Origin of the sequence: Streptomyces sp. NPDC090045, from assembly GCF_044747975.1 — a bacterium.
Taxonomy (GTDB): Bacteria; Actinomycetota; Actinomycetes; order Streptomycetales; family Streptomycetaceae; genus Streptomyces.
Genome location: NZ_JBIVFA010000009.1, coordinates 33,666 through 45,661 on the forward strand (window position 1 = coordinate 33,666; position 11,996 = coordinate 45,661).

The following is an 11,996-nucleotide window of genomic DNA, read 5'->3' on the forward strand; positions in this document are numbered from 1 at the left end:
GCGGGCTCAGCCGGCCGACGCGGGCGAGCCGCCCGCCGAGACCCGGGCCAGGGAGGTGTGCGTGATCCGGCCGATGTGGGTGACGAGTTCACCGACGGACATGGCCAGGATGGCGTCCATGTCCTTCTCCGCCAGGAAGCCCATCAGGTCCACGCCGGCGCCGTAGCGGTGGTGGAGCAGCTCGGCGAGGGCGACGAACTCGATGCTCTCCAGGGCGAGGTCCTCGTTGAACGTCGTCTTCATCGTGACCTCCTCCGCGAGGAGGTACTCGTCGCCGACGATCTCCACGAGCATGCCCGTGATCTCGGCGAGGATGTCAGTTGCCATGACGGTTCTCCGTGAGGTGGAAGGGGACGGGGGAGGGCGCGGTCGAGTGGGCGGTCCAGGCGACGACGTGGTCGGGCGGGGACGGGTCGGCCGGCGCGGCGGTGATCGTGGTGGGGAGCGTGGCGGTGAGCGGCGAGTCGGCGAGAGGTGTGCCGAGCCGGGTCGTGCGGACCGGGTACGGGTGCCCGTCCGGGGACGTCACGAGCAGGGCGCCGGAATCGGGATCACCGGTCACCCGCCAGTCCCGCGGCCGCCCGCCCAGCCCGCCGCCGTCCGCCTTGGCGGCGGCCTCCTTGGCACACCACAGGGCGGTGAGCGCGGCCGGCAGACCGGTGCCCCCGCGGGCCGCCAGCCGTTCGGCGAGGCGGAGTTCGTCCGGCCCGAGGGCGATCCGGATCAGCGCGTCCGGGTCGGCGGTCACCGGCTCCACGTCGATGCCGACCGGCCGCGCGGGGTCGGCGAGGGCGACCGCGATCCGGTCCTTGTGGGCGATGGACAGCCGGTGGCCCCGGGTCAGCGGGCCCTCGGCGAGCGGCCGGCCGGCCGGATCGTTGCCGATGGGCACCTCCGCCGGGAACACCGGCCCGGCCCCGCCGTCCCACAAGAGCCCGCGCAGGGCGTCCTTGGCCGCGATCCGGCCCAGCAGCCAGGGCGCCCGGGCCCGCGGCGACAGCCGCTCGTAGGCGGCCCGCTCGGGGGCGCCCAGGTAGCGGCGCATCACGAGCTCCTGCGAGGCGGGATCGGTCCAGCGGCGCCGGGCCAGGCACCAGCCCTCGGGCCGGGGCTCGCCGATCCCGCAGACCTCCGGGGTGAACTTCATCGGCCAGACCCGCTCGTCGGCGCCGAACCGGCGGTACGTCCAGCCCTCGATCCGGGCCCACACCCCGCCGGAGGCCCGGCGCAGTTCGAGGTCGCCGCGCACGGTGACGTCGTGCACCTCGCGGATCCGGGCGGTGGCGGTGACCAGATCCTGCGGGGCCGGTGGCGGCCCGAAGAACCGGATGCGGTCCACGGTGGCCGGGAAGACCAGCCGGTCCACCGGGAGCCGCAGCTGCATCCAGTGCCCGAAGAGCTGTCCGGCGGCGTCGAGGAGCGCGCCCGGGTCGGGCAGGGCCCGCAGTACGCCGTGGATGCCGTCCGAGCCGACGGTCCGCACCTCGTGGACCCCGGCGAAGCGCGGCCCGTGGAACATCCAGCGGTCCCGGTACAGGGCCGCGGCGCTGACGGGCGCGGGCCCGGGGTCGCGCAGCGGGGTGCCGTCGGGCGCGGGCGGCTCCCCGTACCGCTCGCCGAGCAGCACCACCACCGAGGCGTACTCCCCGAGGGTGACGTGCAGCCGGCCGGGCCCGTCACCGCGGACGCGGACCTCGACGTCGACGGCCGGCTCGACGGCGAGCCACCGCAGGGCCCGTACGTCCTCGTAGCCGACGACGGCGAGGCCGGGCGGGGCGTGCCGCCGGGCGGCGTCGGCGGCCAGTTCCAGCATGGTGGTCATGGGCACGACGGGGAACCGGTCGGAGTCCTCCGGCCAGCCGTCGGGCTGGAGGTACACGCAGTGGTCGCGTACGTAGGGCAGCGCGGCGAGGGAGAGCCGCAGGCGTTCCTGGGCCGGCGGCCGTGCCTGTGCCCGGGCCCGTGTTTCTGCCGGGACCTTCGGCGGTCCTGCGGCCGACCAGGCGTCGGTCACGGCCCGGGCGGCCGAGCCGGCATCGGCCAGCACCGCGTCCAGGGCGGAGAGCAACACCGGCCGCACCCCCGGGGGAGGGGGCGCCGCCGGGGCCGGGGCCTGGGCGGCAGCGGCCGGCGTGAGGAGGCCGCTGAGGGAGCCGCGGGCCGCCTCGCCCAGGCGGACCAGCGGGGACCCCAGGTCCAGTGGCATGCGGAGCCCCGGTCCGGCGGGTGCCGGCCGCGGTGCGGCCGGGCCGGGGCGCGGCGGCGAACCGGCCGCCGGGGCCGCCTCGGCCAGGAGCCCCCAGCGCGGTGCGTACCCCTCGGCCCACAGCGCGGCGCACGTGCGGCTGAGGGCCGCCAGGCCCGGCAGCCGGGGGGAGGAGGTCGACACCGAGAGGTGGGGACGTTCGCGCAGGGTGTCCTCGACGAAGCCCGGCAGGCTGCCCGGCCCGAGTGTGACGAAGCTGCGCACGCCCTCCTCCTCGTACAGCCGCAGCGTCAACTCGCGGAAGCGGACCGGCTCCAGGAGATGGCGGATCACCAGGTCCCGCACCTCTTGCGGGTCGGGCGGGAACGGCGCGCACGTGGTCGCCGACCACACCGGGAGCGAGCCGGACCTCAGCGGCAGCCGGCCGAAGGCGGCACGGACCTGGCCGAGGTACGGCTCCCACATGGGGGTGTGGAAGCCCGAACGGAACGGCAGTTCCTGGCCGTGCACCCCGTCGGCGCGCAACCGCTCCACCACGGACGCCACTTGGTCCGGATCCCCGCAGATCACCGACTGGTGCGGGCAGTTGTCGTGGCTGACCACCACCGCGTTCAGGCCGTGCAAGGCCGCCTCGGCCCGCCGGGCGCCGCAGCCCAGTGCGGCGTACACGAGGTCGGGGACCCGCAGATCGTCCGGCTGCAGCGAGTCCAGGAAGGTGTCGGCCGCCTCCTGCGGATACATTCCGGCGGCCACCATCGCCGCCCACTCGCCCAGGCTGTGGCCGGCCAGCACATCGGCCTCGATGCCGAGTCCGGGCAGCACCCGGGCGAAGAAGCGGCCCGTCGCGATTGCGTCCAGGGCCCGTTCCACGAGGGTCGCGCCCCGGGTGAGCCGGGGCGGCGCCAGCGCGAGCCGGTCCGCGACGTCGTCGACCACGGGGGCGAACTCCGGCTCCAGGCCCGGGAACAGGAACGCCACCCGGCCCCCCAGCGGCTCCGGTGTGAACCACACGTCCCCGCGCCCCCGCCACGGCCGGCCCCGCGCCACCACCTTCGCGGCCAGCGCCAGCCGCTGCGGCGTCGGGCCGACCACCGCGACCCGGCAGGGCCCGTCCCCACCGGACGCGGGGGGACCGGACGCCAGCCGGGCCGACAGCTCCGCCGGCGTGTCCGCGCCGATCAGGAGTACGTCGGCCCGCGCGGCCGGCCCCACCGGCGCGGCCGTGGCCCCCAGCGGCAGGAACCGCCGCACCGGAAGCGGCGGGCGCGCGCCCGCCGGGGCCTCCTCCAGGATCACGTGCGCGTTGATCCCGCCGAAGCCGAACGCGTTGACCCCGGCCCGGCGGGGCGCCGGCCCCCGCTCCCACGGCTCCGCCGCCGTCACCGGCCGCATCCGGGTCCGCGCCAGGTCCGGGTGCGGCTCCTCCAGGTGCAGCGTCGGCGGCAGCACCCCCTCGTGCACCGCGAGCGCGGCCTTGATCAGCCCGGCCATGCCCGAGGCCTGCATGGTGTGCCCGAGCATCGACTTCACCGAACCGAAGCCGATGCCGAGCCGGTCGCCCGGCTCCGTCGGGCCGAACACCCGGGCCAGGGTGTCCAGTTCGGCCGCGTCGCCGACCGGGGTGCCCGTCCCGTGCGCCTCCAGCAGGCCCAGCGCGCCCGGCGCCCGCGGATCCAGTCCGGCCTGCCGCCAGGCCCGCTCCAGGGCCTGTACCTGGCCAGCGACCAGGGGGCTCATCAGGCTCGCCGCACGGCCGTCCCCCGCCACGCCCGTCCCGCGGATCACCGCGTACACGCGGTCGCCGTCCCGCTGCGCGTCGGCCAGCCGCTTCAGCAGCACCACCCCGGTCCCCTCGGACAGCAGGGTCCCGTCGGCCCTCCGGTCGAAGGGCCGGATCCGCTCGCTCGGACTCAGCGCCCGCAACTGAGTGAACACGCTCCACAGCGTCGCGATGTGGCAGTGGTGCACCGCCCCCGCGACCACCGCGTCACAGCGGTCCGAGGCCAGCAGTCCCACCGCCTGGTCCACCGCCAGGAGGGAGGAGGCGCAGGCCGCGTCCAGGGTGTAGGCGGGGCCGCGGAAGTCCAGCCGGTTCGCGGTCCGGGCGGCCGTGAAGCTCGGCACCAGCCCGATCGAGGCGTCCGGCCGCTCCGGCCCCAGCGCGTCCTGGAAGGCCGAGCGCACCGCCGCGATCCGCCGCTCGCCCAGCTCCGGCGCCAGCTCCCGCAGGGTCTGCGCCAACTGGTGTGCGGTACGCACCCGTTGGTCGAGACGGGCGGTGGCCACACCCATGAAACCGCCGCGGCCCAGCACCACCCCGATCCGCGAGCGGTCGGCCGGCAGCCGGTCCTCGCCGCCCGCGTCGGCGATCGCCTCCGCCGTCGCGTGCAGGGCCAGCATCTGATCCGGCTCGGCCCCCTCCACGGCGGCCGGCATGATCCCGAACCGGGTCGGGTCGAAGGCGGCGAAGCCGTCGACGAAGCCTCCCCTGCGGCAGTAGAAGCGGTCGCCGGCGGCGGGTCCCGGGGCGGATCCCGCGTTGGGTCCCGAGGTGGGGTCGTAGTACACCTCGGGGTCCCAGCGGTCCGGCGGGACCTCGCCGATGGAGTCCGTACCGGCGAGGAGGTTGCGGCGGTAGGCGGCCAGGTCGGGGGCGCCGGGGAAGACCGCGCCCATGCCGACGATGGCGGCGTCGGTGGGGCGGGGGCCGGTGCCGCTCCGTCGGTTACTCACGGCCACCGTCCTCCTGTTCCGCTGCCATCAGGACCACCTGTACGTCGGTCCCGTGCGACAGTTCGGCGAGGAACGCGGCGGTGCCGGCCGCCGGATCGATGAGCGGGATGCCGCGCCGGGCGTACGCACGCTCCAGCTCGGGGGTGACCATCCCGCCCGCCTCCGCGGCCCAGGGGCCCCAGTCGACCGACAGCACCCGGCCCGGGAAGGACTCCGCCCAGCTGTGCGCGAGGCCGTCGAGGGCGTCGTTGGCCGCGGCGTAGTCGGTCTGGCCGCGGTTGCCGTAGACCCCGGCCACGCTCCCGAACAGGGCCAGGAAGCGGGGGGCGGGCGCCGAGCCGTGTTCGGCGGCCGCGGCCGCCAGGTGCCGGGCGCCGGCCACCTTCGTGGTGAACACCTGGGTGAAGTCGGCCGGTTGCTTGTCGCTCAGCAGGCCGTCGCGCAGGACTCCGGCGCCGTGCACGATGCCGTCGAGCCGGCCGTGGCGCTCCCGTACGTCGGCCACGACGGCCCGTACGGCCCGCTCGTCGGTGACGTCCGCGCAGTGGTAGCGGACGGAGGCGGCGGCCGCGGTGAGAGCGGCCAGGGTGGCGCGCACCTCGCGCTCGGCGAGGATCCGCGAGGCCGCGGCCTCGATCTCCGCGGGCGTACGGAGCCCTGCCGCGATCAGGGCGGCGCGGAGGGCGACCCGGTCCTGGGCCTGGGCGAACTCGTCGGCGGAGTTGGAGGCGGGTTCCGGGGTGCGGCCCAGGAGTTCGATGTGGCAACCCGTGGCGTGGGCCAGGGCCAGGGCGGTGCGGGCGGTGATGCCGCGGGCCCCGCCGGTGAGCAGGACGACGGAGTCGGGGCCGAGGGGCTGCGCGGTGCCTCCATCCGGGGTGAGGGGGGCCGCCACGGGGGTGCGTGTGGTGCGGGTGCCCTCCGTGGTGTAGCCGACGGACGCGTGGGGGGTGGTGCAGCTCAGTTCTGCGAGGAGTTGTGCGGCGACCTGTTCGGGCGCCTCCTTGGGGTGGACGTCCACGGCGCGGACGAGTGTGCCGGGGAATTCGAGGGCGGCGCTGCGGGCGAAGCCGTGCAGGCCGGCGGCGGGGGCGCCGGGTGTGGTGACGAGGAGCAGCCGGTGCGTTCCGTCCGTCAGGACGCGGCGCAGTGCGGGGAAGAGCTGCGGGAGGACGGGCTCCGAGCCGGTCCGCAGACCGGTCAGGTCGACGATGGCGTCGAAACCGGGCTCGGGTTCGGTGAGGGGGTGCGGCTCGGCCCCGTACGCCTCCAGTGCCGTGGAGAGTGCCCGGGCGAGGCCCTGGCCGTCGTCGACCACGCCGATCCGCAGGCCGCGGAGGGCTTCCGGGTCCGGGGTGGCGGGGGGTGCGGGGACGGTGTCGACGCGGAGGCGGGTGAGTGGGGGTGTGGCCGGCTGGGCCTGGGGTGCTGGATGCGAGGTCGGCTGTGCTGCCGTGTGCGTGGTGATCCAGTCGACTATGGCGCGCAGGGTCTTGATCCGGGAGAGCTCCTCGACCGCGGAGCCGCCCGGGTCCTGGGGGAGGCCGATCCGGTCGGCCAGGGCGCCGATGATCTCCACGCGCTTGATCGAGTCGATGGAGAGGTCCGCCTCCAGGTCCAGGCCGGGGTCGAGCATGTCCAGGGGGTATCCGGTCCGGGTGTGGACGATCTCCAGGACGACCTCCATGACCGCCTCGGGGGACCGGGCGGGGGGCGCGGTTTCGCCGGGGTCCGTGAGAGGGGTGGGGCCGGGCGCCCGCCGGGGCGTCTCCTCGGACGCCGAACGTGTCGGGGGGTCGGCGGGCCGGGCCACATGGCGTTCGGCGCCCTGCGGGGATCGCCCCGGCACGCTCCCTGCCCCGGCGGACGTGGTCTCCGGCCCATGGGATGGCAGCCCCAGGTAGCCCAGGAGGACGTCCCGCTGAGCGGCGACCAGTTCGCGGGTGCTGCGGAGGTATTCCAGGACCGCTTCCTCGTGACCTGCCGACCTGCCCGTACTGGTACCTGAGGTCATGCCCGTGCCTCCGTTCGTGGTCGTGTCGTGGTCCGGCGCGGCCACGCGTTGGGCCGGGCGGAGGCCGCCGGGGACCGGGGTGCCGGCCGCCGTGCGGACCAGGTGGCCGTCCACCAGCCAGCCCGGGCGGCGCGGGGCGCGCTCCGGGAGGCGGGAGGTGCGACCGCGGAACAGGGCCTCTGGTGATATCGCCACGCCTGCCGAGATCAGTTCCGCCAGGGCTGTGACCAGGCGGACGAGGCCGTGTTCGCCCGGGATGTCCAGGGGGACCACGGTGTGGGGGCGGTCGGAGAGGATGCGGCCGATCAGGGCGGTGAGGACGCGGCCGGGGCCCGCCTCCACGAAGGTGCGGACGCCGGCCGCGTACATGGCCTCCACCTCGTCGACGAACCGGACCGGCTCCGCGACCTGGCGGGCCAGGAGGTCCTGGATTTCCGCCGGTGATGTCGGATACCTGCCGCCTGTGGTGTTCGACCAGATGGGGGTGGTGGGAGCTGCCATCGGTGTTTCGGACAGGGCCGTGGCGAGGGCCTGCGATGCCTCCGACACCACTTCGCTGTGGAAGGCGCAGGCCACCGGGAGGGGTTCTGCCGAGAGTCCCGCCTCGCGGAGTGCGGAGACCGCCTCCTTGACGGTGGGCGTGGGGCCGGAGATGACGCACTGGCGGGGGGCGTTGTGGTTCGCGATGGTGCATCCGGTGCGTGCGGCGACCTCGTCCGGTGTCGCCGAGACGGCCGCCATGGTGCCCGGGTCCGCGCCGGCGGCCTCCAGGATCGCCTCGGCGCGGCGGGCGCTCAGCCGTAGCAGGCTCTCGGTGTCGTAGACCCCGGCCGCCCAGAGCGCGGTGAGCTCCCCGTACGAGTGCCCGGCCACGCAGTCCGGGCGTACGCCGAGCTCGCCGAGCAGCAGATGCGCTGCGGCCCCGGCCAGTCCCAGGGCCGGCTGGGCCACGCGGGTGTCGGTGACGGCGGTCTTCTGGGCCGCCCGTCCTTCGGCGGTGAAGGCCGCCGGCGGGAACATCGCCGCTACGACGGGGGGCGGAGCCGAGTCCAGGAGGGTGCGCAGGGCGGGGAAGGACGTGAACAACTCGTTGAGCATGCCCGGGCGTTGGCTGCCCTGGCCGGGGAAGAGGAAGGCGGTCAGGCCGTCCGGGTGCTCCCGTTTGACGTGGATGCCGGTGCCGTGGGTGAAGGTGCGGGCCTGTTCGAGGCGGGCCGCCAGTTCGTCGAGGTCGGCCGCGACGATCGCCACCTGGACCGGGCCGGAGCCGGTGGCGGTTTCCGCCGCGAGGTCGCGCAGGGGCCAGGGGCGTCCGGCCGAGTCGTTCTCCTCCAGGCGGGCCGCGAGCCGGGCCATCGCGCGGCCGGCCGCCTTCCGGTCCTCGCCGCGGAAGCAGAACAGCTCGGCCGGCCACTCCTCCAGGCCGTGCCGGGGCTCCTCCGCGCCCCCGTAACCGGCCAGCACCGCGTGGTAGTTGGTGCCGCCGAAGCCGAAGGCGCTCACTCCGGCGATCCGCCGCTCCGCGGGGACGGCCCAGGGGCGCGCCTCGGTGTCGAAGGAGAAGGGGCTGGTCTCCGCCTGCCAGGCCGGGTTGGGCGTGTCGATGTGCAGGGTGGGCGGCCGGACGCCCGTGTGGACGGCCCGTGCGGCCTTGATGAGTCCGGCGAGTCCGGCGGCGCACTTGGTGTGGCCGAGCTGGGATTTGACGGAGCCCAGGGCGCAGGATCCGGCGGACGCTCCGGAGGCGGTGAACAGGTCGCTGAGGACGGCCAGTTCGGTGCTGTCGCCGACCACCGTGCCGGTGCCGTGCGCCTCGACCAGGCCCACCTCGGCCGGGGCGATGCCGGCCCGTGCGTAGGCCCGCTCCAGGGCGCGTCGCTGTCCTTCCGGGCGGGGGGCGGTCAGGCCGAGGGAGCGGCCGTCGCTGGCGGAGCCCACCGCCTTGATCACGGCGTACACCCGGTCGCCGTCCCGCTCCGCGTCCGCGAGCCGCTTCAGGACGAGCGCCCCCACGCCCTCGCCGAGGGCGATCCCGTCGGCGGCCGCGTCGAAGGGCCGGCAGCGGCCGCCCGGCGAGAGGGCGCGGACGGAGGCGAACATCAGGTAGTCGTTGATCCCGTTGTGCACGTCGGCGCCCCCGCACAGCACCATGTCGCTGTCCCCGTCGCGCAGTTGGCGGCACGAGAGGTCCAGGGCGGCGAGGGAGGAGGCGCAGGCGGCGTCCACCGTGCAGTTCGCCCCGCCCAGGTCGAGCCGGTTGGCGACCCGGCCGGCGATGACGTTGGCGAGGATGCCGGGGAAGGAGTCCTCGGTGAGCCGCGGCAGTTGCTCGTCCAGGCCGGGCGGCAGCTCGCCCAGGTAGGCGGGGTGCAGGGCGCGCAGCCCGTACGCGCCCGCCAGTTCGGTACCGGCCTCCGCGCCGAAGACCACCGAGGTCCGCGAGCGGTCGAAGGCGCGCTCCCTGCCGTAGCCGGCGTCGTCGAGGGCCCGCGCCGAGATCTCCAGGGCCAGCAGCTGCACCGGCTCGATCCCGGCGAGGGAGGCGGGCGGGATGCCGTGGGCGAGGGCGTCGAAGGGCACCGGGCCGAGGAACCCGCCCCAGCGCGACGGAGTGCGCTCCCCGGCCCGGGCCGGGTCGGGGTCGTAGTAGAGCGCCGGGTCCCAGCGGTCGGCCGGCACCTCGGTGACGGCGTCCGTCCCGGCGAGGACCATCGCCCAGTAGGCGGCGAGGTCCGGCGCGCCGGGGTAGGCGCAGGCCATGCCGACCACGGCGATGTCGAGCGGGTCGGCCGGCTCCGCCGCCCCGCCGTCCGCGAAGTCGCGGGCCCGGCGCTCCAGCAGTGCGGTGGCCCCCTCGGTGACCTGCGCGTGCAGTGCGGCGACCGTTGTGGTCGCGGTGCGCAGGGTCGCGGCCTGCCCGAGCATGAACAGCCCCTCCGCGTACTGCTGTTCCTCGTCCACGGCCTCCAGCCGGTCCGTCGCGCGCCGCAGGCCCTTGCTGGCGATCCGCAGCCGTCCCAGGTTGAGCCGCTCCAGCTCCTCCCACATCTCGCGCGGTTCCACGCCGCTCTCCGCGAGCCGCCGCCGGGTCGCCTCGAAGGTCTCGGCGTACGGGGTGTCCGCGCAGCGGGTGGCGTGCCCGGGCGCGGTGCGCAGCAGTACGGTGTCCGCGCACTCCACCGCCGCCCGCTGGAAGCCCGGCAGGACCGCGCCCGCCGCCACGGCCTCCTCGGTGAACAGGTACGCGGTGCCCATCAGCACCCCGATCCGCGCGCCGCGCCCGGCCAGCGGAGCCGCGGCCGCCAGCGCCATCGCGGCGGACCGCTCGTCGTGGATCCCGCCCGCGAACAGCAGGTCCAGGGCCTCCGGCTCGGGGCAGGACAGCAGCCGCTCGATCTGCTCCTCCCACAGCGGGAACGAGGCGCGCGGCCCGACGTGCCCGCCGCACTCCAGCCCCTCGAAGACGAACCGCCGCGCCCCCTCGGCGAGGTACCGCTCCAGCAGGCCGGGCGAGGGCACGTGCAGGTGGGTGCGGATCCCGGCCGCCTCCAGCGGGGCCGCCTGCGCCGGGGTGCCCCCGGCGATGATCGCGTGCGGTGGACGGGCCCCGGTCACGGCCGCCAGCTGCGCCCGCCGCAGCTCGGGCGGGGCGAAGCCGAGCAGCCCCACGCCCCAGGGGCGCTCCCCGAGCCGTTCGGCGGTCTCGGCCAGCAGCCGGCGTACGTCAGGGCCCTCCATCACCGCGAGCGCCAGGTACGGGACCCCGCCCGCCGCGGCGACCGCCTCGGCGAAGGCCGCCTGGTCGCTCACCCGGGTCATCGGGCCCTGCGCGACGGCCGGCGGCCCGGTCCGGGCAGCCTCCTCCAGGTGCCCGCGGACGGCCGCCCGTACGGCGAGGAGCACACCGCCGGTGGTCCGGTGGCGTTCGGCGAGCCGGGCCGCGCACGCTCCGTCCTGTCCGACGGGCAGCAGCTGCGACCGCAGGTCCCGGGCGCCGAGCAGCAGGTGCGCCGGACCCCCGGGCGGGGTGAGGTCGGGCCGTGCGAACACCCGGTGTCCGTCGACGAGCCGGGTCTCGGAACCGTCCATCGCCCGCAGCGCGGCGGCCACTTCCGCCGGTATCCCGGCCTCGCCCTCGACGGTCAGGGCCAGTTGGGCGTCGAGGAGCACTCCGGCGGCCCCGCCCGCGACGGCCGCGGCCGCCGTGTGCGGGCCGATCCCGCCGCAGGCGCGTACGGGAACCCGGACCGAGGGGTCCCCGAGCAGCTGCTGGAGCAGGACGAAGGTGGTCGCCGAGCCCACCCGGCCGCCGGCCTCGTGGCCCTTGGCGACGAGCGAGTCCGCCCCCGCGGCCACGGCGGCCGTGGCCTCCGCCAGGCTGGTCACCTCGGCCCACACCCGGGGCCGCCCGGCGGCCGCCGCCCACGCGGCCACCCGATCCGGGGTGTGCCAGGCGGGGTCGGCGAGCAGCACGGTGTCCACCTCGGCCGGCAGTTCCTCCGGTCCGAGCGGGCAGCCCGCGGGCACCCGCACTCCGTACCTGCCGCTGCCGCCGAGCCGGCGGCCCGACTCCGCGAGGCCGTCCCGTGCGGCGTGCGCGTCCCGGCCGAGGTCGAGCAGCCCGAGGGACCCGGCACGTTCGGCGGCGATCACGATCCCCGGGCGGGGCTCCTCGAAGGGACTGACCGCGACGACCAGATCGCGGGTGGCGGCGGACTGTGGGGGATGGGGGGTCACGGGCGCTCCTCTTCCAGTGCTGTGTGACATGGCGGAGTGCAGGACGGAAGAACGGCAGAACGGAGAGCACAAGGAAGCGGCAGAGCGCGAGGAGGGGAGTGCGGGGGTCTCGCACCTCGGCCGGTGTGCGGCGGCAGGCTTGAACAGTGGTCAAACACCCTCATGCCGCGTTGCATCGTGCGGTGACCGCCGTGCACTGTCAACAGCTATGCGGAGTGCGGTACTTCGCTCCCTCGGCGGGCGCGGACCGCCCGGCGTACCTCCGGATGGGACCCGCGATCCGTCCCGGCCGAGCCGTGGCCTGCG

The 11,996-nt window shown here is 76.1% G+C and carries 3 protein-coding genes; all 3 read right to left on the bottom strand.

The genetic code is table 11. The features are described 5' to 3' along the window. Nucleotides 1–6 precede the first annotated feature (6 nt). From ACIPYQ_RS23480 to ACIPYQ_RS23490, 3 genes are read right to left on the bottom strand one after another with little or no spacing between them, the layout of a single operon-like run. Nucleotides 7–327 (bottom strand): acyl carrier protein, encoded by a 321-nt coding sequence (locus tag ACIPYQ_RS23480; protein ID WP_401254347.1) that lies wholly within the window; start codon nt 325–327, stop codon nt 7–9. After that, complete coding sequence (locus tag ACIPYQ_RS23485; RefSeq protein WP_401254350.1) at nt 317–4,939, bottom strand: beta-ketoacyl synthase N-terminal-like domain-containing protein; 4,623 nt, start codon at nt 4,937–4,939, stop codon at nt 317–319. The genes ACIPYQ_RS23480 and ACIPYQ_RS23485 overlap by 11 nt, the downstream gene beginning before the upstream one ends. Then, on the bottom strand, nt 4,932–11,690 hold the full coding sequence (locus tag ACIPYQ_RS23490; RefSeq protein WP_401254353.1) for an SDR family NAD(P)-dependent oxidoreductase: 6,759 nt from the start codon (nt 11,688–11,690) through the stop codon (nt 4,932–4,934). Before ACIPYQ_RS23490 ends, ACIPYQ_RS23485 begins: the two co-directional genes overlap by 8 nt. Nucleotides 11,691–11,996: the final 306 nt, after the last annotated feature.

Excerpts from the sequence above, each read along its gene's own strand:
- ACIPYQ_RS23480 (WP_401254347.1), bottom strand. The coding sequence starts at position 327 with ATGGCAACTGACATCCTCGCCGAGATCACGGGCATGCTCGTGGAGATC.